The organism is Pseudarthrobacter sulfonivorans (assembly GCF_024391045.1).
In the GTDB taxonomy this organism is placed as follows: domain Bacteria; phylum Actinomycetota; class Actinomycetes; order Actinomycetales; family Micrococcaceae; genus Arthrobacter; species Arthrobacter sulfonivorans_B.
Window position 1 is genome coordinate 1 of the sequence record NZ_JANFCZ010000014.1, and the last position, 24,777, is coordinate 24,777.

General features: G+C 65.6%; 26 protein-coding genes and 1 riboswitch. Of the genes, 17 read left to right on the forward strand and 9 right to left on the reverse strand.

Features of this window, described 5'->3' with window-relative positions:
• Positions 1-11 precede the first annotated feature (11 nt).
• Entirely contained in the window at positions 12-434 is a 423-nt protein-coding gene (locus NQJ30_RS10810) for a DUF3151 domain-containing protein (protein ID WP_255770013.1), read from the forward strand.
• Positions 435-595: 161 nt separating this feature from the next.
• On the opposite strand, the gene NQJ30_RS10815 is transcribed toward NQJ30_RS10810, so the two are convergent.
• Entirely contained in the window at positions 596-1,231 is a 636-nt protein-coding gene (locus NQJ30_RS10815) for a uracil-DNA glycosylase (RefSeq protein ID WP_255769926.1), read from the reverse strand.
• Positions 1,232-1,536: 305 nt separating this feature from the next.
• Here NQJ30_RS10815 and NQJ30_RS10820 point away from each other — a divergent pair, with 305 nt between their 5' ends.
• The 5 genes from NQJ30_RS10820 (at position 1,537) to NQJ30_RS10840 (ending at position 6,582) form a co-directional block, all read left to right on the forward strand.
• Entirely contained in the window at positions 1,537-2,601 is a 1,065-nt protein-coding gene (locus NQJ30_RS10820) for a M14 family zinc carboxypeptidase (RefSeq protein WP_255769927.1), read from the forward strand.
• Between the two features lie 233 nt (positions 2,602-2,834).
• Entirely contained in the window at positions 2,835-4,124 is a 1,290-nt protein-coding gene (locus NQJ30_RS10825) for an adenylosuccinate synthase (RefSeq protein WP_255769928.1), read from the forward strand.
• Positions 4,125-4,497: 373 nt separating this feature from the next.
• Positions 4,498-4,896 carry a YegP family protein gene (locus tag NQJ30_RS10830; RefSeq protein WP_255769929.1) on the forward strand — a complete coding sequence of 133 codons (399 nt, stop codon included), beginning with the start codon at positions 4,498-4,500 and terminating at the stop codon, positions 4,894-4,896.
• 244 nt (positions 4,897-5,140) lie between these two features.
• The gene (locus tag NQJ30_RS10835) at positions 5,141-5,692 is read left to right on the forward strand and encodes an RNA polymerase sigma factor (protein ID WP_255769930.1); all 552 of its coding nucleotides are present in this window, start codon (positions 5,141-5,143) and stop codon (positions 5,690-5,692) included.
• Complete coding sequence (locus NQJ30_RS10840) at positions 5,689-6,582, forward strand: hypothetical protein (RefSeq protein ID WP_255769931.1); 894 nt, start codon at positions 5,689-5,691, stop codon at positions 6,580-6,582. Before NQJ30_RS10835 ends, NQJ30_RS10840 begins: the two co-directional genes overlap by 4 nt.
• Positions 6,583-6,608: 26 nt before the next feature.
• Here the strand turns inward: NQJ30_RS10840 and NQJ30_RS10845 are convergent, their stop codons facing one another.
• The 5 genes from NQJ30_RS10845 to NQJ30_RS10865 are packed head-to-tail and all read right to left on the reverse strand — an operon-like array spanning position 6,609 to position 11,983.
• On the reverse strand, positions 6,609-7,103 hold the full coding sequence (locus NQJ30_RS10845; protein WP_255769932.1) for a CoA-binding protein: 495 nt from the start codon (positions 7,101-7,103) through the stop codon (positions 6,609-6,611).
• Complete coding sequence (locus tag NQJ30_RS10850; RefSeq protein ID WP_255769933.1) at positions 7,100-8,455, reverse strand: O-acetylhomoserine aminocarboxypropyltransferase/cysteine synthase family protein; 1,356 nt, start codon at positions 8,453-8,455, stop codon at positions 7,100-7,102. The genes NQJ30_RS10845 and NQJ30_RS10850 overlap by 4 nt, the downstream gene beginning before the upstream one ends.
• Positions 8,455-9,648 (reverse strand): dimethylsulfone monooxygenase SfnG, encoded by a 1,194-nt coding sequence (gene sfnG, locus NQJ30_RS10855; protein WP_255769934.1) that lies wholly within the window; start codon positions 9,646-9,648, stop codon positions 8,455-8,457. Before sfnG ends, NQJ30_RS10850 begins: the two co-directional genes overlap by 1 nt.
• The gene (gene acs, locus NQJ30_RS10860) at positions 9,645-11,621 is read right to left on the reverse strand and encodes an acetate--CoA ligase (protein WP_441339094.1); all 1,977 of its coding nucleotides are present in this window, start codon (positions 11,619-11,621) and stop codon (positions 9,645-9,647) included. The genes sfnG and acs overlap by 4 nt, the downstream gene beginning before the upstream one ends.
• Complete coding sequence (locus tag NQJ30_RS10865) at positions 11,612-11,983, reverse strand: hypothetical protein (protein ID WP_255769936.1); 372 nt, start codon at positions 11,981-11,983, stop codon at positions 11,612-11,614. Before NQJ30_RS10865 ends, acs begins: the two co-directional genes overlap by 10 nt.
• 321 nt (positions 11,984-12,304) lie before the next feature.
• On the opposite strand from NQJ30_RS10865, the gene NQJ30_RS10870 reads away from it, so the two are divergent.
• A complete protein-coding gene (locus NQJ30_RS10870; RefSeq protein ID WP_255769937.1) occupies positions 12,305-12,730 on the forward strand; it encodes a CoA-binding protein in 426 nt (141 codons plus the stop codon).
• A 28-nt stretch (positions 12,731-12,758) separates the two neighbouring features.
• Here the strand turns inward: NQJ30_RS10870 and NQJ30_RS10875 are convergent, their stop codons facing one another.
• Complete coding sequence (locus NQJ30_RS10875; protein ID WP_255769938.1) at positions 12,759-13,787, reverse strand: isopenicillin N synthase family dioxygenase; 1,029 nt, start codon at positions 13,785-13,787, stop codon at positions 12,759-12,761.
• 153 nt (positions 13,788-13,940) lie between these two features.
• Positions 13,941-14,029: riboswitch (SAM riboswitch) on the forward strand.
• A gap of 134 nt (positions 14,030-14,163) precedes the next feature.
• Here NQJ30_RS10875 and NQJ30_RS10880 point away from each other — a divergent pair.
• The 10 genes from NQJ30_RS10880 (at position 14,164) to NQJ30_RS10925 (ending at position 21,585) form a co-directional block, all read left to right on the forward strand.
• On the forward strand, positions 14,164-14,964 hold the full coding sequence (locus NQJ30_RS10880) for a methionine ABC transporter ATP-binding protein (protein ID WP_255769939.1): 801 nt from the start codon (positions 14,164-14,166) through the stop codon (positions 14,962-14,964).
• Positions 14,957-15,622: a methionine ABC transporter permease gene (locus NQJ30_RS10885; protein ID WP_255769940.1), complete on the forward strand. Its 666-nt coding sequence runs from the start codon at positions 14,957-14,959 to the stop codon at positions 15,620-15,622. The genes NQJ30_RS10880 and NQJ30_RS10885 overlap by 8 nt, the downstream gene beginning before the upstream one ends.
• A gap of 37 nt (positions 15,623-15,659) precedes the next feature.
• Positions 15,660-17,096, forward strand: coding sequence for an NtaA/DmoA family FMN-dependent monooxygenase (locus tag NQJ30_RS10890; RefSeq protein ID WP_255769941.1), 1,437 nt, complete (start codon positions 15,660-15,662; stop codon positions 17,094-17,096).
• A gap of 26 nt (positions 17,097-17,122) precedes the next feature.
• The gene (locus NQJ30_RS10895) at positions 17,123-17,995 is read left to right on the forward strand and encodes a MetQ/NlpA family ABC transporter substrate-binding protein (protein WP_255769942.1); all 873 of its coding nucleotides are present in this window, start codon (positions 17,123-17,125) and stop codon (positions 17,993-17,995) included.
• Positions 17,996-18,031: 36 nt separating this feature from the next.
• The gene (locus tag NQJ30_RS10900) at positions 18,032-19,267 is read left to right on the forward strand and encodes an acyl-CoA dehydrogenase family protein (RefSeq protein ID WP_255769943.1); all 1,236 of its coding nucleotides are present in this window, start codon (positions 18,032-18,034) and stop codon (positions 19,265-19,267) included.
• A 71-nt stretch (positions 19,268-19,338) separates the two neighbouring features.
• Positions 19,339-19,758 carry an MmcQ/YjbR family DNA-binding protein gene (locus tag NQJ30_RS10905; RefSeq protein WP_255769944.1) on the forward strand — a complete coding sequence of 140 codons (420 nt, stop codon included), beginning with the start codon at positions 19,339-19,341 and terminating at the stop codon, positions 19,756-19,758.
• Entirely contained in the window at positions 19,751-20,299 is a 549-nt protein-coding gene (locus NQJ30_RS10910) for a DUF1990 family protein (RefSeq protein ID WP_255769946.1), read from the forward strand. The genes NQJ30_RS10905 and NQJ30_RS10910 overlap by 8 nt, the downstream gene beginning before the upstream one ends.
• A gap of 14 nt (positions 20,300-20,313) precedes the next feature.
• Positions 20,314-20,943: a hypothetical protein gene (locus tag NQJ30_RS10915; RefSeq protein ID WP_255769947.1), complete on the forward strand. Its 630-nt coding sequence runs from the start codon at positions 20,314-20,316 to the stop codon at positions 20,941-20,943.
• 31 nt (positions 20,944-20,974) lie between these two features.
• Positions 20,975-21,292: a putative quinol monooxygenase gene (locus NQJ30_RS10920; protein ID WP_255769948.1), complete on the forward strand. Its 318-nt coding sequence runs from the start codon at positions 20,975-20,977 to the stop codon at positions 21,290-21,292.
• On the forward strand, positions 21,292-21,585 hold the full coding sequence (locus NQJ30_RS10925) for a DUF503 domain-containing protein (protein ID WP_255769949.1): 294 nt from the start codon (positions 21,292-21,294) through the stop codon (positions 21,583-21,585). Before NQJ30_RS10920 ends, NQJ30_RS10925 begins: the two co-directional genes overlap by 1 nt.
• Positions 21,586-21,663: 78 nt before the next feature.
• Here NQJ30_RS10925 and purL read toward each other — a convergent pair whose 3' ends face one another.
• Both purL and purQ read right to left on the reverse strand, forming a co-directional pair.
• The gene (purL, locus tag NQJ30_RS10930; RefSeq protein WP_255769950.1) at positions 21,664-23,982 is read right to left on the reverse strand and encodes a phosphoribosylformylglycinamidine synthase subunit PurL; all 2,319 of its coding nucleotides are present in this window, start codon (positions 23,980-23,982) and stop codon (positions 21,664-21,666) included.
• The gene (gene purQ / locus NQJ30_RS10935; RefSeq protein WP_255769951.1) at positions 23,979-24,776 is read right to left on the reverse strand and encodes a phosphoribosylformylglycinamidine synthase subunit PurQ; all 798 of its coding nucleotides are present in this window, start codon (positions 24,774-24,776) and stop codon (positions 23,979-23,981) included. The genes purL and purQ overlap by 4 nt, the downstream gene beginning before the upstream one ends.
• Position 24,777 lies beyond the last annotated feature (1 nt).

Sequence of the window (24,777 nt, forward strand, 5' to 3'; positions counted from 1 at the left end):
GACGTTCTAGCATGTCCGACGAGTTCCGCAAGAACCTCATGGGCCCCGAGCCCACGCTCCTGCCTGCCGAGACCGAGGTCTACCAGCAGCTGGATGCGGGCACGGAAGCCCTCGACCTGGTGGAGAAGCACCCCACGTCATCGCTGTTGTGGGCTGTACTTGCAGAGGAGGCGTGGGCAGAGGGCCGCACCATCGACTCCTACGCCTACTCGCGCGTGGGCTACCACCGCGGCCTGGACTCGCTGCGCCGCAACGGCTGGCGCGGCGTGGGTCCCATCCCCTGGGAGCACGAACCCAACCGCGGCTTCCTGCGGGCGCTTTACTCGCTGGGCCGTGCCTCCGCCGCCATCGGTGAGGCCGAGGAGCCCGAGCGCATCGAGAAGTTCCTGAACGACTCGGACCCGGCCGCGAAAGCAGCCATCGAAGGCGCCTAGAACAAAGCAAGGCGGGGTCGCTTCCAGCCCGATAACGGTGGTTTATCGGGCCGGGAGCGACCCCGCGTTGGAGTTTAAGAAGCGAACGACGGCGGGTGGTTACCTTTCAGTCCGAAAGGTAACCACCCGCCGTCGAACTTTAAGGGTGGTGTGGCGGAACTCTAGCTGGCAGCCTTCGCCAGGCCGGTCCGGGCCATGGCATCGGCGTAGGCGACGCGCATGTCCTCGAGGTATTGCTCCTGGCGGGCCGGGGTCCCGGCAAAGGCGCGGCCGCTGAGGGAACGGACCTTGTAGGTCTTCAGGCCGCGGCGCCAGATCATGGGCACCTCGGTCTTCAGAAGCAGCTGGGCCAGCCGGTTGGCTTCGGTGCCGTGGGCCACGATCACCGAGGCGCGGGGGACCAGGGCCAGGAACTTAAGCAGCGGCTTGAGGCCTGCGGAGATCTGGTCCGGGGTGAACTTGCCATTGACCTCGCCGGGCGTGTGCCACGGGTGGACGTTCCACGGCATGACGAACTCGGGGCGCAGGCCGAGTTTCCACTGGATGCCGAGCATGCGGGTGGCGGCGTCATCGTCGCCCGCGGTGATGAACCCGGACGGGTCGGCCTCCCCGATGTTGGAGTAGAGGCTGACGATGCGGCATTCGTCCACGTCGTGCATGGGGTCCACGTAGGGGACTTCGGTGTGGGGCTTGACGCTCTGCAGGGAATCGCACAGCTCGTTGACGGCGGCAACGTTGGGCTCGTAGCGGCGGCTCATGAGCTGTTCACGGAAAGATTCGGGGGCCAGGGCTGTCATGAAGTGAAGTGTCTCCTGCGGGGCTCGGTGCTGCGCCACCCTGAAAATGGGCGCAGGGGGGCGCAGCCATTCCGGGATGGTTTGAAATGTGGTGTGGACCGATTCCTAGTCGATCTACATCAGTCTATCAAGCCCAGCGAAACGAAACGCCGGTGAACAGAGGGATTTATCCGGACTGGGGCCAGTCGCGGCCAGGTCACGATAATTGACACAATCCGTATAGCTTGGTTTGCTGCTGTCACGGCTCGCAACAAAGTTGTTGTGGCCGCGCGCACCCCCATTGCACTCGAAAGAGGTAACGCACCGTGAACCAAACCCTGGCAACTTTGAGGACCCTGGCCGTTTCGGGAGCCCTGGCGCTCGCGGCCCTGGCCGCCCCGGCTCCGATGGCAAACGCCGTGGGCGAAGGCCCCAACCATGACGGCAACGGCCAGATCACCACGTCCAAGCTCTCAACCTATGACGAGATGGTCTCCTTCCTGAAGGATCAGGACGCCCGCCAGCCCGCCATGGAACTCGAGGTGATCGGCCAGACCGTCAAAGGCCGGGACATCCACCTGGTGAAATATCTGTCGGACCCGGCCAAGCCCACCATCCTCTACCTGACGCAGCAGCACGGCAACGAACAGCTCACCACCGAGGGCACCCTGCAGTTCGTCAAGCACCTTGGCACCGGAAAGTCGCGGGACGTCCTCGACGGTGTGAACATCCTCATTGTTCCCATGCTCAACGCGGACGGGGCCATGGGAGACGTCAACTTTCCGCTGGATGACTACCTGGCCAAGGGCGACCGCAACATGACCCGGTACAACGCGGAGGAAGTTGACCTCAATCGGGACCACGTGACCAAAGCCCAGCCCGAAACCCAGGCGCTGCACAACAACGTGATGAGCAAATACAAAATCGATTACATGATTGACCTCCATCACCAGGGCACGCGGAGTGAACGGGACGGGAAACTGGTCTCGGGATCCATCCTTTACCCCACCACCCCCAACGCCGATCCGGCCCTGGTTGAGCGGTCCAAGAAGCTTGGCGCCGTGGTGTTCAACAACGTTGACTCCACCGGGTGGGGCCACCTGGGCAAATACGTGGGCGGCAGTGCCGAGACCATCAGCCGCAACGGCATCGCCGTGGAGTACGGAATCGCCACCCTGCTCTTTGAAATGCGGGGCATGTCGGATCACTACCTCGACGGCTACGCCCTCGGGCTGCGCAGCAACGGTTACCTGATCAAGCAGACGGTAACAACGCTGACCGCCACCGCGGCGGCCATCGCAAACGGTTCAATTGCCGACGCCGACACCTCCTTCTGGGACAGTCTGGACACCCAGACCTCCCGTCCGGGCGAAGAAGCGGACAGCGAGTAGCACGCCATGCAAAGCCCGTCTGCGGTCCTGAGCGGCAAACGAAGGGCCGCAGGCGGGCTCATGGGTGGACAAAGTCTGTGATCGGCTAAACTTGGGTGGTAAGAGCCCCGGAACTCTTGCGGTTAGCGTCGCCTCCCGGCGGCCGGCACCTGAACTTCCGGGGCATTCTCATGTACGGCGCTGAGCCCTGGTAATCCCTCCGGGACCGGCCCGAAAGAATGGGGGAGGATCCCATGCCAGCAATCGTGATCGTAGGAGCCCAGTGGGGCGACGAAGGAAAAGGCAAAGCCACCGATCTCCTCGGCGGCCGTGTTGATTACGTCGTCAAGCCGAACGGCGGCAACAACGCCGGGCACACCGTCGTCGTGGGCGGTGAGAAGTATGAGCTCAAGCTCCTTCCGGCCGGCATCCTGAGCCCCAACGCGGTTCCGATTATTGGCAACGGCTGCGTGGTGAACCTCGAAGCCCTCTTCCAGGAAATTGACGGCCTGGAGGCCCGCGGCGCAGACACGTCCAAGCTGCGTGTTTCCGCCAATGCCCACCTCGTTGCGCCGTACCACCAGGTGCTGGACAAGGTGACCGAGCGCTTCCTCGGGAGCCGTGCCATCGGTACCACCGGCCGCGGCATCGGCCCGGCCTACATGGACAAGGTGGCCCGCCTGGGCATCCGCGTCCAGGATGTCTTCGACGAGTCCATCCTCCGCCAAAAAGTGGAAGGCTCCCTGCGCCAGAAGAACGAACTCCTGGTCAAGGTATACAACCGCCGCAGCGTTGTGGTGGAGGAGATCGTCAGCTACTTCCTCTCGTTCGCCGAGCGCCTGCGTCCGCTGGTCATCGACAGCACCCTGGTCCTGAACAACGCCCTGGATGAAGGCAAAGTGGTGCTGATGGAGGGCGGCCAGGCAACGTTCCTGGACGTGGACCACGGCACCTACCCGTTCGTCACCTCCTCCAATCCCACAGCGGGCGGCGCCTCCGTGGGCTCGGGCATCGGGCCCACCCGCATCTCGCGCTCCATCGGCATCATCAAGGCCTACACCACCCGCGTCGGCGCCGGCCCGTTCCCCACGGAACTGTTCGACGAGATGGGACTGTACCTGCAGAAGACCGGCGGCGAGTTCGGCGTTAACACCGGCCGGCCCCGCCGCTGCGGCTGGTACGACGCCGTCCTGGCCCGCCAGGCATCCCGCGTCAACGGTTTCACGGACTACTTCGTCACCAAACTGGATGTCCTGACGGGCATCGAGCAGATCCCGGTCTGCGTTGCCTACGACGTGGATGGCGTCCGGCACGACGAAATGCCCATGACGCAGACCGAGTTCCACCACGCAGTGCCCATTTTCGAGTACTTCGACGGCTGGACCGAGGACATCACCGGAGCCCGCACCCTGGAAGACCTGCCGGAGAACGCCCGCAACTATGTGCTGGCCCTCGAAAAGCTCTCCGGCACCCGTTTCTCGGCCATCGGCGTCGGCCCCGACCGGGACCAGACAATCGTGGTCCACGACCTCATCAACGACTGACATGTGGGCCCACGCTACCGAGGGGCCCCAATCGAGCTTGCGAGATTTGGGGAGGTAGCGGGGAGAATATTCGACGGCGGCGGGTCACCCTTCGGGGGTGGCCCGCCGCCGTTGTTTTTGCGGTTCGCCGGGGCTGGCGGGGGCGGCCGTTGGCACCCCGATGCAGCTCCAACCGCGGGTGCGATGCAATTTACACAGGGTTTACCCATGCAGTCTTGTGGTGCCTTGGAGGCCACCGGGAGACTCTTAAGACAAGGTGAACGGAGCAAGGTCCGTTCGAACAGACCGCGGATGCCGCCGCAGGACCACGCCCGGGCCACAGCCGACATCGGGCTCAAGCAGACGGCAGGCCGCCGACCGGAAGGGTTTTGTTATGGCCGGGATATTTGAAGTTTTTCTTGATGCGGATTCGCTGTTCAGGTTCCGCCTTAAGGCGCCGGATGGCACGGTGGTGGCGGAGTCCGGGGCTTTCGCGGACAAGTCAGCCGTCGCGGCCGGGATCGCCGTCACCCGCGAGTGCGCCGGTACGGGGCTGATTACCGATCTCTCCGCCGGCGCCGCACCCGATCCGCTCATTCCCGCCCACCAGCCAGCCGCGCTCCGGCCAGTGGCCGTTCCCGCTGTGCCCGCTTTGGCCGTGTCCGCGGCGGCCGTGGCAGCCGAGCCCGCCCGCGACGAGCAGCATGTTTCCGTCAGCCGGGTCCGTGCCTTTGCCCACTTCAACGCGGTCCGCGGAAGGGTGTCCGGGGCCCGGTGGTCGGGCGCCGTCTGAGCCGGCGGCCGGATTTCGTGTCCGGCGCAAAAAGTTTTTAAAAGTATTTGTGCAAGTGCGTAACCCCCGGCGGGCCCGGGACGATTACCTTTATGAAGCGCCGGTCTGAAACTTGTCCCCCATCAGGTTTCAGACTGGCTCTTTTGTTCCTCTCAGGTGCAGGCATTGCTCCGGGGCACCCGCGTGGTTACCGGAGGGTAAGGTTAGCGGGGACACCATCCCCCCCAACGAAGGCCCTATGTCCGTGACTGACGCGCTGACAGACGATGTTTTGCGTGCGCGCGCCCGGGAACCTGAGCTGTTCAACATGGTTTATCGAACTTACGCATCACAGGTGCTGGGCTACCTCACAGCCCGCGGGGTAGAAGATCCGGAGGCTGTCATGCAGGAAGTGTTCCTCGCCGTCCTGCCGCGGCTGGAAACGGTCACCGGCGGTGTTGCCGGGCTGCGGACCTTTGTCTTCTCGGTGGCCCACGCACGAATGGTGGACGAGCACCGGCGCCGGCGCCGCGCGCCCGTCGAGCTTCCGTTCGAACCCGAACTGGATGCCCGCGAGGAGTCATCCGCCGAAGACGAAGTCATGCAGCGCGTTTCACCGCAGGAAATGCAGGACCTCCTGGGCATCCTTCCGGACGAACAGCGTGAAGTACTTACCCTCCGGCTGATCGCGGGCCTGACCATCGAGCAGTCCGCGGAACTCATGGGAAAGAGCAGCGGCGCCATCAAACAACTGCAGCGACGCGCGCTGATCCGGCTGCGCGAGCAGTCCGCAGTGAAGGAGTATGTGACGCGATGACGGGCAACACCACCCTGCTGGACACCGTGGACGAAATGCTGCGCGACGCGGGCGAAACCGATCCGGGACTTCGCGCCGCCTTGCTTTCGCTTGGCGCGTTCGCGTCCCTGCCTGTTCCCGAGCCGCGCGGGGAACTTGCCGCGCTCCTTGCCGAGCGCCCAACCCAGCTTGACCGGCACCGGCTTCGCCGAAGGCATCGGACAGCCGCGGTGGGGCTGGCCGTCATCGCCGGGATGGGGCTGGGTGTCACCGGCGTGGCAGCCACCGCCTCCGGGCCGAAATCCCATGCCAGCTCATCAATCCAGCAGATGTTGCAGGACTGGGTTCCTTCGTGGACCATCGCGGGGACTCCTGCTACCAACGGTTCAGCAGCCAGCGTGGCCGGGGTGCCCGCAGGGGATTCTGCCGCTGACGCGCCCGAGGCAGCCCGGCCGGGAGAGACGGATCCGGAAACTGCCCGGTCCCACCCCGGCAGCCAGGGTTGGGGAGGGTCCGAATCCGACATGGCAGGGAAGACAGTACCCGGCGGTGGAGCACGGAGTCACAAGCATGATTCGGGGAACCAGGGTGCCGGGAACTCAGCTGCCGGAAACTCAGGGGCAGATCACGCTGCAGCCATCGACTCAGCGCCCGACGACGCCGGCTCCCGGAAAGCGGCAGGCGGCACCGGTGCAGGGGCGGGGCAGGACAAGGCCGCCAAGGAAGCTCCGCCGCGTGAGGTAGGTAGCGCGCCTGCCGGCATGCTCGAAAAGACCGGAAAGCTCGTGACTGAAGCGCCCGCCGTCGTCGGGAATGTGGCCTCCACCATCCTCGACCCGGCACGGAACGGGAAAACCGGGGCCAGCGATGCCGGCCCCGGTTCCATCTGGCTGAAGAAGTTCAACCGCTAATCAGTGTTTTGCTGCGGCGCCCCGTGTCAGGACAGGAGCTGCCGCCTGGAGGAGATCACCCCGGTGTCGAAGCCGGCCAGGTGCAGGCCGCCGTGGAACCGGGCGTGTTCGATCTTCACGCAGCGGTCCATCACCACGTTCAGGCCTGCCGCTTCGGCATCGGCAGCTACCGTCTCATGCCAGGAGCCGAGCTGCAGCCAGAGGGTCTTGGCGCCGGCCGCGATGGCTTCGTCCAGGACGCCCGGCAGGTCATCGTGCTTGCGGAACACGTCCACAATGTCCGGGCTCTCCGGGAGATCGGCCAGCGACGCGTACGTGGGCTGGCCCAGGATCTCCTTGACCACCGGATTAACAAAGTAGACCTTGTAGCGCGTGGACGACTGCAGGTAGGTGGCCACGAAGTAGCTGGCCCGGGACGGCTTGTCCGAGGCGCCCACAATCGCAATGGACTTGGCCGCGCGGAGCAGGTTCAGGCGCTCCGGTGCGGACGGGCCTTCCCAGGTGCGGGTTTCGATGCTCATGCGCGTGCTCCGATCGTGCAGGAATCAGCTTCCAGGAGTGAATCAGCCGCCTCGTCGGTGGCGGCCGCGAGTGAGGCCTCGGTCAGCGCCTGGTCCAGGTCCCACAGGATGTCGTCGATGTCCTCCAGGCCCACGGAAATGCGGACCAGGTCCTCGGGAACTCCGGCGGACTGGAGCTGTTCGGGGCTGAGCTGCTGGTGGGTGGTGGAACCGGGGTGGATCACCAAGGTCCGGGAATCGCCCACGTTGGCCAGGTGTGAGGCGAGCTGCAGGGACTCGATGAACTTCTGCCCGGCGGCCCGGCCTCCCTTCACACCGAAGGAGAACACCGAGCCGGGGCCCAGCGGCAGGTACTTCTTCGCCCGCTCGAAATGCGGGTGGGACGGGAGACCCGAGAAGTTCACGTAAGCCACACGCTCGTCCGCTTCAAGCCATTCGGCCACGGCCTGGGCGTTCTTCAGGTGCTCGTCGAGGCGCTGGGGCAGGGTTTCGACGCCCTGCAGCAGCTGGAAGGCCGATTGCGGGGAAAGCGCCGGACCGATGTCGCGGAGCTGCTCGCAGCGCAGCTTGGTCAGGAAGCCGTACTCGCCGAAGTTGCCCCACCAGGAGACGTTGCCGTAGGACGCTACAGGCTCGGTCATGGTGGGGAACTTGCCGTTGCCCCAGTTGAACCGGCCGCTCTCGACAATCACGCCGCCGAGGGTGGTGCCGTGGCCGCCAAGGAACTTGGTGGCCGAGTGGATCACAATGTCCGCCCCGTGCTCAAGCGGCCGCACGAGGTACGGCGTGCTCAAGGTGGCGTCGACCACCAGGGGGATGCCGGCGTCGTGCGCTACTTTAGCCAGCCCCTCAAGGTCCTGGACTTCCGACGACGGGTTGGCCACCACCTCGACGAAGATCGCCTTGGTGTTCTCCTGCACGGCCGCGGCGTAGTCCGCGGGATCGGTGCCGGGCACGAAGGTGGTGTCCACGCCGAAGCGGCGCAGCGTCACGTCCAGCTGGGTGACCGTGCCGCCGTACAGCTGGGAGGCTGCGACGATGTGGTCGCCGGCCTGGGTTAGCGCAGCGAAGGTGATGAATTCCGCGGCCATGCCCGACGACGTCGCCACAGCGCCGATGCCGCCCTCAAGGGAGGCGATGCGTTCTTCGAACGCGGCCACGGTGGGGTTCCCGATGCGGGAGTAGATGTTGCCGTACTTCTGCAGGGCGAAGAGGTTCGCCGCGTCCTGGGTGTCCTTGAACACGAAGGACGTGGTCTGGTAGATGGGCACCGCGCGGGCGCCGTGCTCGGCGTCGGGGGTGCCGCCGGCGTGCAGGGCGCGGGTGCGGAAACCGAAAGTACGCTCAGACATTACGCAGCCACCTCCAGCTTGACGGCCGGGGTTCCGGACAGATCCAGCTCCGTGCCGTTCTTGCGGGCCAGGTCTGCTTCCAACTCGCGCACGATCGGCAGGATGTCCCGGCCGAACGCGGCCACTTCCTCCTGGAAGTGCAGGTAGCCGGTGAGGAAGAGGTTCACGCCGATTTTCTTGTATTCGACGATCCGCTCGGCGATCTGCTCCGGCGTGCCGATCAGCTGGGTCTTGAAGCCGTCGTTGTACTGGACCAGGTCCTCGAAGCTTGAGTCGGCCCACATGCCCTTGCCGTCCTTGGTGGAGGCGCCGGCTTCCTGCACGGCGTCGCGGAAACCCTGCACTGCCGGCTTGTGCGCCTTCTCAACGATTTCGCGGAGGGTGTGGCGGGCTTCCTTCTCGGAGTCGCGGGCGATGACGAACCCGTTGAGGCCAAACCTCGGAGAGGGCAAAGCGCCGTCGGTGCCGCGCTTCGTCTCAGCGGCAGCGGCAACCACTCCGGCAATGTTTTCCTTGAAGCCCTCAAGGTCCTTGCCGTTGGAGAAGTACCAGTCAGCCACCCGGCCCGCGGTGGCCTGCGCCGCCGTGGAGTTGCCGCCGAAGAAGATCTCCGGGTGGGCGCGGCCGGGGACGTCTACCGGGGCTGGATTCAGCGTGAAATCGGTGATGTTGTAGTACTTGCCGGACTGGCTGTACTCCGTCTCGGTCCACAGGCCGCGGAGCACCTTGATGAACTCTTCGGTGCGGACGTAGCGTTCGTCGTGCTCCAGCCATTCCAGGCCGAAGTTGGTGAACTCGTTCTTGAGCCAGCCGGAGACGATGTTGACGGCGGCGCGGCCGTTGGAGATGTGGTCGGCCGTGATGATGTATTTGGCCAGCACGCCGGGGTGCCACATGCCGGGGTGGACCGCGGAGATGACCTTGAGGCGTTCGGTGGCGGCCAGCAGGGCCAGACTGAACGAGGTGGCCTCGTGCTGCTTGTCCGCACCGTAGGAGGCGGCGTAGCGGGTCTGGGTCAGGGCGTACTCGAAGCCGGAGTCCTCGGCGATCCGCGCCAGCTTCTTGTTGTAGTCAAAGTCCCAGCCGGTCCGCTGTTCGATGGTGGAGACCACCAGGCCGCCGGAGACGTTCGGCACCCAGTACGCGAACTTCAGCGGTTCGGAGAGACGGGCTACGTTGCTGATGTCTGTCATGAATTTTCCTTTGCTAGGGCCCGCTCGCGCAGGACGTCCTGGATTCCGGCAATGGCCGGTTCATTCTGGAGTGAGGTAGTGTCGCCCAGGGCGGTCCCCTCAAAGAGCTGGGTCAGCAGCCGGCGCATGATCTTGCCGCTGCGGGTTTTGGGAACGTCAGGAACCACGACGACGTCGCGAGGCTTGGCGATGGGCCCGATCTCCTTGGCAACGTGGTTGCGGAGGTCTGCAGCGCAATCCTGCGCAGCATCGTTGCGGAGGACCACAAATGCGACGATCGCGTGGCCGGTCTTCGGGTCCGCCACCGGACATACGCCGGCTTCCACCACGTCGGGGTGGGACACCAGCGCCGACTCGATCTCGATGGTGGAGAGCAGGTGGCCGGAGACGTTGAGGGTGTCATCCACCCGGCCCAGGATCCAGATGTCGCCGTCGGCGTCGTACTTGGCGCCGTCGCCGGCCAGGAACCAGCCCTGCTCGGCGTACTGCCGCCAGTAGGAGTCCAGGTAGCGCTGCGGGTTGCCCCAGACGGTCCGCGCAATGGAGGGCCCAAATGCGTCAACCACAATGAATCCCTGGACGCCCGCCGGGACTGTTGTGCCCGCGTCGTCCACGATCCTGGTACTCACGCCGGGCAGCGGGCGGGCCGCGCAGCCGGGCTTGAACTCGGTGTCCGTGGGGGCGGGGGAGAGGATGGTGGCGCCGGTCTCCGACTGCCACCACGTGTCCACTACGGGAGCGGTGCCGGCACCGACGTTCTGCCGCAGCCACCGCCACGCCTCCGGGTTGACGGCCTCGCCCACGGTGCCGAGCAGCCGGATGGAGGAGAGGTTGTACGTGTCCGGGACGCCGTCCGGGAACCAGCCCATCAGCGAGCGGACCAGTGTGGGGGCGGTGTAGTACTGCGTGACCCCGTAGCGCTCGATGATTTCGAAGTGCCGGCCCGGGTGCGGGGTGTTCGGTGTGCCTTCGAAGATCACCTGGGTGACGCCGTTGGAGAGCGGCCCGTAGATTTCGTAGGTGTGCGCGGTGACCCAGGCGAGGTCCGCGGTGCACCAGTGCACGTCCTGGTCGCGCAGGGCCGGGTCCGGGTTGCTGAACAGGTGCTCGAAGCTCCAGGACGCCTGCGTCAGGTAGCCGCCGGAGGTGTGCACCAGGCCCTTGGGCTTACCGGTGGTTCCGGAGGTGTACATGATGAACAGGGGAGTCTCGGCGTCGAACGCTTCGGGTTCGTGCACGTCCGCGGCGCTTCCGACGGCGTCATGCCACCAGATGTCGCGGCCTTCGGTCATGGGGACGCTGCCCAGGTCCTCGGCAGCGGTGGTGCGGTTGACCACCAGGACGTGCTCGATGGCGTTGTCCCCGGCGACGGCCGCGTCCGCGTTGTCCTTGACGGGCACGGCGACGCCGCGGCGAAACTGGCCGTCCGTGGTCACCAGGAGCTTGGCCTGGGTGTCCTCCACGCGGAACTTGAGCGCCTCGGCGGAGAAGCCGCCGAACACCAGGGAATGGATCGCGCCGATCCGTGCCACGGCGAGCGTGATGATGACGGTTTCGGGGATGACGGGCAGGTAGATGACCACACGGTCGCCCTTGGTGATGCCCAGGGCCAGGAGCGCGTTGGCGGCCTTGGCCACTTCACGCTGCAGTTCGGCATAGCTGATGGCGCGGCGGTCGCCCGGCTCGCCCTCAAAGTAAAGGGCCACCTTGCTGCCGCGGCCGGCATCCACGTGGCGGTCCACGCAGTTGTAGGCCACATTCAGTTTTCCGCCGGCGAACCATTCGATGCGGGGAATGGAGTATTCGGCTTCGTCGGCGGGAACCTCGGGGCCGCTGAGGCGCTGTGCTTTTTCAAAGGTGTGGGCTGTGTGCCACGGCTCGGCCCAGTCGAGGCGCCGGGCGGCGTCCTCCCAGAACGCCATACGCTCGGTTTCCGTGCCGGGATGTGTTGTTTCCAGGGTGCTCAGGCCCATCGTTTTACCGCCCATTTCTCTGCCAGGCCCGGGAGGGCGTCGGTCAGTTTTCCAATCAGTGCCGGCAGGACCGCCGGGACGACCAGGCCAAGGGGCAGACGCGCCCAGTTCCGTAAACGGACTCCGGCGGGAGACCATCCCGTTGCCGGAGCGGACGCCGTTGCGGCATCCAACTGGGCGGCGTCTGCCGATGTTGCGGCGGCGGCTGCAGCGCGCCCGTCCGCAACACTGTTGCCAGTGCGAAGGGTGGTTTCCAGGTGGGCTGACGGAGCAGCCTTCTTCACCGGCGGGTCATTAAAACAGGTGGTCGCGGCGGTGCCGTACGGGGCGGCGGCGCGCTCGGAAGACAGGACTGCAGGCATAGGATCACTCCATCGGTCCTGGCAGTAGCACCCTACGGAGTCAAGCCTGTTAGCGGAGTGGTCAGTTCCGGGTACCCAAGGCTTTTTCCTTGCTATCAGCGCGTGCCGTGGGGGGCCACACTGACCAGGGTTGCTGCGGCTTCATCGATCCAGGTCTCTCGGCCGCTCGGGATGGTCACTACCTACTAGACCCGACCTGAATCAAACAATCCAAATCGCCGCGTGGCCGCGCGTAATGTTCGTTCACATGTCAACCAGCAGCATCGGATCGGCCAAAAATTCGGCATTCGGCACTTTGTGAAAGCGGCGTAGGCTTGAGGCATGGGCCACACCAACGATCCTGCAGTCATCGAGCGCCTAATGCGAACCAAGGGGCGGTGGGCCATCGTGGGCCTGACCACCAATGAGTGGCGCGCGGCCTACGATACGTCACTCTTTATCCGGGACAGGCTGGGGATGGAGATCATCCCGGTCAACCTGCCGGGTGACCCGGTACACGGCGAAACCGGGTACCGCACCCTGCTGGACATCCCGGCGGAGAAGCAGCCCCTCGACGTCGTGGACTGCTTTGTGAATTCGCAGAAAGTCGGCGCGGTGGTTGATCAGGCGATCGCCGCCGGCGCGAAGGCGGTGTGGCTTCAGCTGGGCGTCATTGACGAGGCCGCCGCGGAGCGGGCGAAAGCCGCCGGACTGGACGTGGTGATGAACGTCTGCCCCGCCCAGCAGGCATGGAAGTACAACCTCTGACCGGACCCGGCTTGCGCAGTAACCGCGATCAGCGCTGCATCAGTTCCGGGTAGTGCCGCTCGGTCACGTCCGGGTGGGCCCGCATCCTGCCCTTGAGCATGTTCAAGCCGAACGAGGCGAGCATCGGGTTGTTCGGATCGTCCGAGAGCCCGCGTGCCTGGGCCTTCAGCTCGGGCGGCAGCGGCACGGGATCGATCACGGCGTCCAGCCGCGGGGACCAGAAAAACGGCACGGAATAACGGTCCACGCCGGGCGGCGGCGCCTTGACCCGGTGGATGGTGGCGGCCAGGTAGCCCTCGGTGGCCACCTCCAGCATCTCGCCAAGGTTTACCACGAGCGCTCCGGGAATGGGCTCAACTGTTGCCCATTCGGTGGTCCCCGGCGGGAGGACTTCCAGGCCGCCCACCTCATCCTGGAGCAGGAGGGTGACAAAGCCATAGTCGGCATGGGAGCCCACACCCTGGTCGCCGGCGGCTTCCACCACGCCGCCCACATAATGCACCAGCTTGCCCATCCAGGCCGGTTCGTCGCCGAAGGGCTCGTCAAAGTGGTCCTCGGGCAGGCCCAGCACCACTGCGATGCCGCGCAGGAGTTCCATACCGACGCCGGACATCAGGTCGGCCCAGGCCATGGCGGCTGTCTCCAGCTCCGGCATGGCGTCGTCCGGCCACAGGTTGTGGCCCTGCAGGAGCCAGTACGGCTGGTCTGCCGGGTAGTCGCGGACGGGTTCGCGCTCGGGGGAATAGTCGATCTGCTCGCGGGCGTCGGCCCTGCCCTGGGTGACTTCGGTGCCCATCCGGGTGTAACCACGGAAATGCGGGGAAAGTCTGTTGTCCAGCTTCATCCGCTCCTCAAGGGGCAGGTTGAAGAACCGCTTGAGGAGTTCCAACAACTCCTCAGCCTGTCCGGGCGCGGCACCGTAGCCGGTGATCTGGAAAAACCCCACATTATGTGCGGCATCCCGCAGCTGGTCGATAAATTCCGGGCTGAAGGAACCGTAGGGCTGGCGTGCGGTGCTCAGGTCCAGAACTGGGATGGTGGCCCGTTCAGGTGACATGTTCGCAGACTAGCACCGGCCGGCCTCCTGTGGGGACCCCAACGTTGAGCAAGGTTGCGCAGCCTTACATTGCATGACCTGCGATGTCGTTCTGGTTACCGCATGTGACGTGCGGCTTTTCTGCCGGGGCGGCGCTGTGCCAGATTCGTCGGGTAACCATCTCGAGCGGCTGAGAGACCTGGCTCCGTGACGCCGCAGCAACCCCCTTCAGTGGACGGTGCTACTGCCAGGACCGATGGAGAACCTTAAAGTTCCCGGTCTTGGGCGGCGCCTGCCGCCCGCACGGCCGCGCTGCGGGGTTTCCTCGGGTGAGCCCGGAGGAATTCATGAACGCACAGACAGGCAGCCGCGGGGCAGCCCCAGCAGGTGATCACCTGTGATCGAAATCCAGAACGTCACCACCTCGTTCGATTCGCCCACCGGCCGGTTCACAGCCGTTGACGATGTCAGCCTGCACATTGAACGCGGCACCATCCAGGGCATCATCGGGTTCTCCGGTGCCGGTAAATCCACCCTGCTTCGCAACATCAACCTCCTGGAGCGGCCCACGGCCGGCCGGGTCCTGGTGGATGGTGTGGATCTCCTGACGCTGTCCGATGCGGAGCTGCGCACCAAGCGCCACGACATCGGGATGATCTTCCAGCACTTCAACCTGCTCAACAACCTCACGGCGCAGGAGAACGTTGAGCTTTCGCTGAAGTTCGCGGGCGTGGGGAAGGCGGAGCGCCGCCGTCGTGCTGCTGAAACCCTGGAAATCGTGGACCTCAGTGATAAAGCCGGCACGTACCCTGCCAAGCTCTCCGGCGGCCAGAAGCAGCGGGTGGCCATCGCCAGGGCGCTTGCCACCGAACCCAAGGTCCTGCTCTGCGACGAGCCGACGTCGGCAGTCGACCCCCGCACAACAGCCTCGGTCCTGCAGTACCTGGCCGACGTCAATGCCGAATTCGGCATCACCATTGTGGTGGTCACCCACGAAATGAACGTCATCAAGGCCATTGCCGACAACGTTGCCGTGATGGAGGAGGGACGGGTGGTGGAGCAATTCGACCTGACCGAGCTGCAACGGCCCGGCTTCCACCCGGCCACACAGAGCGGCCGGTACCTCATCTCCGACGACATCCAGCTGGACCGTTCCGCCCACGCGAAAGCCGTCACGGAAGGCCTGCTCAATGTTTGACCGCATCCTCGAAGTCCTGCCCGAGATCGGCGTGGCCATGGGGCAGACCCTCACCATGCTGCTCGTGGCCATCCCGCTGGCGGTGCTCCTCGGCACCCCGCTGGGTGTCCTGCTCTACACGATCGGCCCCAACGGACTCAAACACCGGCCGAAGCTGCACCGCGTCCTGGACGGGCTGGTCAACCTGGTCCGGTCTTTTCCGTTCCTGATCCTCCTGATCGCCATCATCCCGGTCACCCGGTTCATTGTGGGCACCACCATCGGCACGGCCGCTGTGATTGTCCCGCTCACCATCAACGCCATCCCCTACTTCGCCCGCTTTGTGGAGCAGAATCTCAGCCAGCTCGGCAGCGGTGTAGTGGAGGCGGCACGGTCCATGGGGGCAAGCCGGCGCCAGATCGTCCGGGATGTCCTGATCGTGGAGGCCAAGCCGGGGCTGGTCAGTTCCATCACCATCATGACCGTCAGCTTCATCTCGTACTCCGCCATGGCCGGCCTGGTGGGCGGCGGCGGAATCGGCGACTTCGCCATCCGTTACGGCTACTACCGCTACGAAACCCCGCTGATGATCACCGCCATTGTGCTGATGATCCTGCTGGTCACCATCGTCCAGCTGGGCGGCTCGTACCTCGCGCGGCGCCTCGACAAGCGCCTCTAAGCCCCGCCGCCCCTTCCTACTTCTGGAGAGCACCCTTATGACTTCAACACCCAGTACCCGCTTCAACGGCCCCCGTCCCCGCCTGCTGATCAGCGCCTTCGTGATGAACACCACCAGCCACATCATGGGCGGCCAGTGGCGGCGCCCCGAGGCGCAGCAGCACCAGTTCAACGAACTCGCGCTGTGGACGGACCTGGCCCGCCAGCTCGAAGACGCCAAGTTTGACGCGATCTTTTTCGCCGACGTCGTAGGGCTCTACGGCGATTACGACGGCGGGTGGGCGTCGCTGCTGAAAAAGGGCCTGCAGGTGCCGTCCAACGACCCCCTGATCCTGCTGTCCGCGCTCGCGGTGGGAACGAAGGACATCGGACTGGCCGCCACGTCGTCGGTGATCCAGAGCCACCCCTTCCAGTTCGCCCGGCAGATGTCCACCCTGGACCACCTCAGCAACGGCCGCGTGGCCTGGAACATCGTCACCAGCGTGCTGGAAAACGCGCACCGGAACTTCAACGCCACCGAGCTGACGAAGCACGACGAACGGTACGACTGGGCCGACGAATACGTCGAGGCGGCCTACAAGCTGTGGGAAGGCTCGTGGGAGGACGACGCCCTGCTCCTGGACAAGGAAAACGGCGTCCATGCCGACCCGGAAAAGGTCAGCAAGATCTACCACCGCGGGCCCCGGTACTCCATTGACGGGCCGCACCTTTCAGCGCCGTCGCAGCAGCGCACGCCGGTGCTCTTCCAGGCCGGCAGCTCCGGGCGCGGCCAGCAGTTCTGCGCTGCCAACGCGGAGGCCACCTTCACGTTGGCGCCGAACACGGACGTCGCCGCGAAGTACACGGCAGCCGTCCGCGAACAGGCAGCCGCCGCAGGGCGCCACCCGGATGACGTGAAGTTCCTCCAGGGCATGCATTTCGTGGTTGGCGGTACCGAAGCGGAGGCTAACCGCAAGGCGGCCGAGCTGGAGGAGACTCTGGACATTGAAGCCCTGCTGGCCCACGTGGGCGGCGGCTTCGGCGTCGATCTCGGCGGACTCCCGCTGGACACCCCGCTCGGCGACCTCGCCACCGAAGGCAGCCAGGGCCATCTTGAGGCCATCCGTGCTTCGGTTCGCGGCGGCAACCCCACGCTCCGCGATATTGCCCTGTACCGCAGCCGCGCCAACCGGGTGGTGGGCACGCCCGAACAGATCGCCAACCGCATCGAGGAGTGGCAGGACGCCGGCATCGACGGCATCAACATCATCAACCAGACCATTCCGGGTTCATACACGGACTTCATCGAGGGCGTGCTCCCCGAACTGCGCAGCCGCGGCCTCGCCCAGACCGGGTACACGGCGGGAACCCTGCGCGAAAAGCTCTTCGGCGCAGGGCCGCGCCTCAACGACAGGCACCCCGCCGCAGCATTCCGCGGCGCCTTCACCGAATTCTCCGCAGCCGCGGAAAACAAGCCAGCCACCATCAGCGTTTAGCCCGCACTTTTCAAAGGACCACATCCATGCAGCGTAGAAGTTTCCTCAAGTATGCCCTCGCCGGTGCCGGCGCAGTTTCCGTTGCGGCGCTGACCGGCTGCGGCCTCGTCAATCCCGGCGGCGCCAGCGCGGCCGGCGGCGGCAAGACCATCAAGATCATCGTCACGGAATCCGCTCCGTACCAGGAACCCACCAAGATTGCCCAGAAACTGCTTGAAGCCAAGGGCTGGACCCTGGAACCCACCTACGTCACGGACATCATCCAGCCGAACCTGGCCGTGGCCAACGGTGAATTCGACGCCAACTTCTTCCAGCACAACGCGTACCTGAGGCAGTTCAACCAGGACAAGAACCTGGAGAACGTGGGGCTTTTCTACGTGTACAGCGCGCCGGGCGGCATCTGGTCCGATAAGTACAAGTCCCTTGCCGAACTCCCGGACGGTGCAAAGATCGGCATCCCCGTGGATCCGGCCAACAACGGCCGTGCACTGTTCATGCTGCGCGACGCCGGCCTGCTGGAACTCTCGGACGCCACGGTGATCCACACGTCGCAGAAGAACATCACGGCCAACCCGAAGAAGCTGCAGTTCGTCGAGGTGGACCAGCAGTCCCTCGCCAAGACGCTGCCGGATGTTGATGCCGGCTTCCTCGTGGCCCGGATGGCGGCAGACGCCAAGCACACCAAGGCGGACGCACTGGCCTTCGAATCGGACGCGGACCAGATTCCGTTCCGGATTGTGGTGGCCGGACGGAAGGACTTTGCCGGCTCGGAAAAGGCCAGCGCGCTCAAGGAAGCTTTCCAGTCCCCGGAGGTCAAGGCCTGGTTCGAGAGCTACCAGAACGGCATCCTGCCTACGCCGTGGGACCAGGACCCGGCCACCGACATCACCAAGCTCTAGTCCCGCGCGGGCCCGTACCAGGAAGAGGGGGAACACATGACCTACGCAGCAGGCACCACAGCGCCGGCGCAGGAATCGGCCGAGGCCAAGTACCAGGGGCTGGCCGAGCGGTTTCGGCCGGTCTTTGCCCGCATAGCCGAGGGCTCACTGGCCCGTGAGCAGGACAGGGTCCTGCCGTTCGAGCCGGTCCGCTGGCTCAACGAGGCAGGCTTCGGGCGGCTGCGCGTGCCCGTGGAGCATGGCGGTGACGGCATTGGGTTCGAACCGTTCTTCCGGCTCCTGGTTGAACTGGCCGAGGCTGATTCGTCCGTGGCCCACCTGTACCGCTCCCACTTCGCCTTCGTGGAGACAGTGGGCCTGGAACCCGAGGAATTCCAGAACCGTTGGTATCCCAAAGTGGTGGCGGGCCAGATCTTCGGAAACGCCGCCACGGAACGCTCCGGAAACGTCCTCGGCGCCACCGGCACCACGCTCACCAGGAACGGTGAGAACTGGCTGCTCAACGGCAAAAAGTTCTACACGACGGGCACCATCTTCGCCGAGTGGATCGCAGTGACGGCAAGCACCGAGGGCGTCGAGGGCCGGCAGTACGCGGTGGTCAGCACCACCCAGCCGGGCGTGGAGATCCTCGACGACTGGGACGGCTTCGGCCAGCAGCTCACGGGGACCGGCACCACCATCTTCCGCGACGCCGCCGTGCCGCAGGCCAACATCATTCAGCGCTCGGTGTCCACCACCCACGAGCCGGCGTTCTTCCAGCTGGTCCTGCTCGCCGTCCTCGCAGGGATCGGGCGGGCGGCGCTGGCCGATGCGCGGGCCTTGGTCCGCGACCGGAAGCGCACGTTCAACACCGGCTCCGGCGAGCTGTTCCGGCACGATCCGCTGATCCTCCAACTGGTCGGACACCTTTCCGCCAAGGTGTTCGCCGCCGAGTCCGTGGTACTTGCCGCCGCGCGGGAGCTGGACGCCGCGGCAGACCAGGCACTGGACCTCACCCCGGAGCAGCGGTACACGCGGGGCGAAGTGGCCGTGGAAAAGGCGCAGCTGCTGGTGCCGGAACTGGTGCAGTCGGCTGCCCAGCAGCTCTTCGACACCACCGGGGCCTCGTCCACATCCAAGTCGAAGTCGCTGGACCGGCACTGGCGGAATGCCCGCACCGTGTCCACCCACAACCCGGCGGTGTTCAAGGCCCGGATCGTGGGAGACCACGAGGTCAACGGCACCGTTCCCGAAGGCCTGCACAGCATCGGCGATGCACGCGCGGGAGCTTAGGGCCGCGGTTAGCCCATGCCGGTGAGGGAACGCAGATGAGCCGGAGGGCGGCGGACGGATAGGCTCGTGCCATGGACGCTGCTGCACTCCGGGAGATCTGCCTGGGTTTTCCCGGTGCTTACGAGGACTTTCCCTTCGGCCCGGAGACGTCAGTCTTCAAGGTCCGCGCCGCCGTCTCCGGCGGCGCGCGGCACGAAGCAAAAATGTTCGCGTCGGCCGCGCTGGATGCCCGTGACCTGTCGGTCAGCCTCAAATGCGAGCCTGCGCTGGCCGAACAGCTCCGTGCCGCCCACCCCGAAATTACCGGGGCCTGGCATATGAACAAGATCCATTGGAACGGCGTCCGGCTGGACGGTGCATTGCCGGATGACATGGTCCGGGACATGGTGGAGGACTCCTACGACCTCGTGGTTGCCACCCTGAGCCGTAAACAGCAGGAACAGCTCGGCTGGGCCCGGCTGTCCGGTTCCCGGGACAAATCCCTTGGCTGACAAGCGCCTGGCGGGCGGCCGGCTCGATTACCCCGGCGTGGGCGCCACCGAGGACGGCCGCCCGCCCGCCGGATTCCCTTGCCTGGTATCGCAGGCCTACCTCGGCGACGGAATGGAACTGTACCGCCGGGTGGCTCAGGGAATCCTCACGTGGGAACTGCAAAGGCGGGCGGGCCTGCGCGTCAGGGCCGAGTCCGCCGTCGTCATTCCGGGAACGCGCGTGGTGAGCGGGTTCGGTGCCGGACCGTTCCGGATCAACGCCCCGTGTGAAGTCGTGTGGGTCCGGCGTCCGCTGGCGGCAGACGGTCCACAGTCCGCGGGATTCGGCTACGGCACCCTGCCCGGGCACCCGGCGCGCGGCGAAGAAGCCTTCGAAGTGGAGATCGACGATACCGGCAGGGTGTTCCTGAAAATTACAGCTTTCAGCAGGCCGTCCAACTGGTTCTACCGCCTGGGCGGCGTGGTGACCAGGGCGGCGCAGAGGCACGTCACTTCGCGATACGTTGAAGGGGCACGCCAACTCGCCGCAGGTGAAAGCTGATCAGGAGAAGGTACATGCTGGACCAAGTGACCCTTGACCGACTATGGAAGTTCGGCGACCCCGGGCTGTCCGAACAGCGATTCCGGGACGCCCTCGCCGACCCCACCTACAACACCGACGAAAAAGCCGAACTTGCCACACAGCTGGGCCGCGCCATTGGCCTGCAGGGCCGCTACGAGGAAGCCGATGCCCTGCTGGACTCAATTGATGGCGAGGATGAGCCCACCGTCGGAGTCCGCATCCTGCTTGAACGCGGGCGGCTCCTGAACTCCAGCGGCCACGCGGCCATGGCGGTGCCGCTGTTTGAGCAGGCCGCCGAACTGGGGGACCACCTCGGTGACGAATTCCTCGCCGTGGACGCGCTGCACATGCTCGCCGTGGCCGACTCCGCGCACGCGGAAGCCTGGACCAGGAGTGCGCTCGAGTACGCCTCCACCGCCCATGACCCGCACACCCGGCGCTGGATGGCCGGGCTGCACAACAAATTAGGCTGGATGCTGCACGCTTCAGGCCGGTTCACTCAGGCGCTGGTGGAGTTCCAGCTGGCGGAGCAGTGGGCCGAGCAGGCCGGCACCCCGGCGGAACGGCAGAACGCACGCGAGGCCATCCTCGCCTGTGAACTCGACATGGCCGCGGCTGAGTAATTCACCCATCACCGAACGGAAGGAAAATCCCATGATCTTTATTGTGGTCAAGTTCAAGGTCAAGCCCGACTGGTCCGAGCGCTGGCTCGGCCTGGTGGACAGCTTCACGAAGGCTACCCGGGAGGAGCCAGGCAACCTGTGGTTTGACTGGTCCCGCAGCGTGGACGACCCCAACGAATTCGTGCTGGTTGAAGCCTTCAAGGACGATGCCGCCGGGGACCACGTCAACAGTGCCCACTTCAAGCAGGCCATGGCGGACATGCGCCCGGCGCTGGTGGCCACCCCGCGGATTGTCAGCCGCCAGATCGACGGCGACGGCTGGGACAGGATGGGAGAACTCACCATCTGATGTGGATCGGCTGGATCGAATTCGACATCCTCCTGGGCGACGTCCAGAGCCTGAAGGAGAAACGCTCGGTCATCAGGCCGCTGCTGGCCGAGGTCAAGCGCCGCTTCGAGGTCTCGGTTGCGGAGGTGGGGGACCACGACCAGTACCGGCGCTCGCAGGTGGGCGCCGGCCTGGTGTCAGCGGACCGGGCGCACCTCGTGGAGGTGCTCACCGCCGTCGAACGCTTTGTGGCCGCGCGGCCCGAGTTTGAGCTGCTCAGTGCCCGGCAGCGGGAGCTTCACAGCGAGGATTAAACCAACGCGGGGTCACTTAACGCCCATCCCAAAGGGATTATTGGGCGGTAAGTGACCCCACGTTGTATTTCGGAAGGGTTAGCCGAAGTACTTCGGCAGCGTGCCTTCGTGGGCTTCGCGGAGGGCATCGAGGGACAGGGCGTCCACGCCGTTGATCTCCAGCTGGCCGCTGGCTGCGTCCACCACGCCGATACGGGTGTGGGCGAAGCCGCGGGCAGTGCACATGTCCTGGAAGCGGACTTCCTCGGACCGGGGGACGCCCACGACGGCGCGGCCCTGGGTCTCGGAGAACAGCGCGGTGAACAGGTCAACGCCGTCGCGGTCCATCACGTCCTGCAGGGCGATCCGGGCACCCACGCCGTAGCGCAGGGAGGACTCCACGAGGGCTGCCGCGAGGCCGCCTTCGGAGAGGTCGTGCGCGGAGTCAACCATGCCGTCGCGGGAAGCGTTGATCAGGATCTCACCCAGTGCACGCTCCGTGGCCAGGTCAACCTTGGGCGGCTGCCCGCCGAGGTGGCCGCGCATGTTGGCCCACTCGGAACCGTCCAGCTCGGCAGCGGTGGTACCCAGCAGGTAGATGGCCTGGCCATCTTCACGCCAGCCCGACGGCGTGCGGCGGGCGACGTCGTCGAGCTTGCCCAGGACCGCCACCACGGGGGAGGGGTGGATGGGCGTGGTGCCCGTCTGGTTGTACAGCGATACGTTGCCGCCGGTGACCGGGATGCCCAGCTCCATGCAGGCGTCGGACAGGCCGCGGATGGCCTCGGCGAGCTGCCACATGACGTCCGGGTCCTCGGGGGAGCCGAAGTTCAGGCAGTCGCTGACGGCCATCGGCACAGCACCGGAGGTGGCCACGTTGCGGTACGCCTCGGCCAGGGCCAGCTGCGCACCGAAGTACGGGTCAAGATAGGTGTAACGGCCGTTGGCATCGGTGGCCAGGGCGACGCCCAGGCCGGTTTCCTCATCCACACGGACCACGCCGGCATCGTCCGGGAACGCCATGGCGGTGTTGCCGCCCACGTAGCGGTCGTACTGGTTGGTGATCCAGGCCTTGGAGCACATGTTCGGCGAGGCCACGAGTTCGGTCACGGCCGCGGCGAGCTCGGCCGGAGCGGCGGGGCGGCCGGCATCCTGCACCGAACCGGTGAAAGTATCGGCCTGGATCGAGTCCTGCCAGGACGGACGGGCGTACGGACGGTCGTAGACCGGGCCGTCGTGTGCCACGGTGCGCGGGTCAACGTCCACGATGACTTCGCCGTCCCAGGTGATGATCAGGCGGCCGGTGTCGGTAACTTCGCCGAGCCAGGAGTACTCCACGGCCCACTTGTCCATCACAGCTTCGAAAGCTGCAATGTTCTCCGGTGTGACCACGGCCATCATGCGTTCCTGCGACTCGGACATCAGGATCTCACCCGGGGTGAGCGTGGGGTCGCGCAGCAGGACGGAGGTCAGCTCAACCTGCATGCCGCCGTCGCCGTTGGAGGCCAACTCGGACGTGGCGCAGGAGATGCCCGCGGCGCCGAGGTCCTGGATGCCCTCAACCAAAGAGCCCTTGAAGAGCTCCAGACAGCACTCGATGAGGACCTTCTCCGCGAAGGGGTCGCCCACCTGGACGGCGGGGCGCTTGGACGGCTTGGTGTCGTCGAAGGACTCCGAGGCGAGCACCGAGGCGCCGCCGATGCCGTCACCACCGGTGCGGGCACCGAACAGGACTACCTTGTTGCCCTTGCCCGAGGCGTTGGCCAGGCGGATGTCCTCGTGGCGCATGACGCCCACGGCCAGCGCGTTCACCAGCGGGTTGCCCTGGTAGATGGAGTCGAACACCATTTCGCCGCCGATGTTCGGCAGGCCCAGTGAGTTGCCGTAGCCGCCGATGCCGGCAACGGCACCGTGCATCACGCGGGCGGTGTCCGGGTGGTCAATGGCGCCGAAGCGCAGCGGATCCATGACGGCCACGGGGCGGGCGCCCATGGAGATGATGTCGCGGACAATGCCGCCAATGCCGGTGGCAGCACCCTGGTAGGGCTCCACGAACGACGGCGAGTTGTGCGACTCGATCTTGAAGGTCACGGCCCAGCCGTCCCCAAGGTTGGTCACGCCGGCGTTTTCGCCAATGCCCACCAGCATGTCCTTCTTCATCTCCGGCGTCACCTTGTCGCCGAACTGGCGCAGGTGGTTCTTGGAGGACTTGTAGGAGCAGTGTTCGCTCCACATGACGGAGTACATGGCCAGCTCGGCGCCGGTGGGGCGGCGGCCCAGGACCTTCACGACCTCGTCGAACTCGTTCTGCTTCAGGCCCAGTTCGGCCCAGGGCAGTTCGGTGTCCGGGGTCTTGGCGGCGTTCTCGACGGTGTCGATGTTGAACTTCTTGCCGACAGTTTCAGCTGAGGTGGTCACTTGGAGCCTCCCACAATCGTGTTCAAAACGGAGGTAAAGAAGCCGAGGCCGTCGGTCTCGTTCCCGCCGGTTCCGGCGGAGCCGGCCCCAACAGCCTCTGGTCCGAAGCCAACTTCCACCGCGTGTTCCGGGTGCGGCATGAGACCCACCACGTTGCCGGCGGCGTTGGAGATGCCGGCGATGTCCCGGCGTGAGCCGTTCGGGTTGAAGCCCACGTAACGGAAGACCACGCGGCCCTCGGCCTCCAGGGCGTCCAGGACCTTCTCGTCGGCGATGTACTGGCCGTCCTGGTTCTTCAGCGGCACAGTGATTTCCTGGCCGGCCTCATAGTCAAGGGTCCAGGCCGTGTTGCTGTTTTCGACACGCAGCACCTGGTCGCGGCACATGAACTTCAGGTGGTCGTTCTTGATCATGGAACCGGGCAGCAGGTGCGATTCGGTCAGGATCTGGAAGCCGTTGCAGATACCCAGGACGGGCAGCTTGGCGTCGGAGTTGGCGGCGTCGATGATTTTGGACATCAGCGGCGCGAAGCGGGCAATGGCGCCGGCACGGAGGTAGTCACCGTACGAGAATCCGCCGGGAATCACGACGGCGTCAACGTCACCAAGGGTGGTGTCCGCATGCCAGAGCGGCACCGCGGTACCGCCGGCCAGCCGGACAGCACGCACGGCGTCGCGGTCGTCCAGGGTGCCGGGGAAGGTGACGACGCCGATTTTGGCACCCGCGAGCTCGCGGGCACCGGAAGCGTCAGCGGCCACGGCAGTGGCCTCGCCGATCAGGGGAAGCTCAGTCATC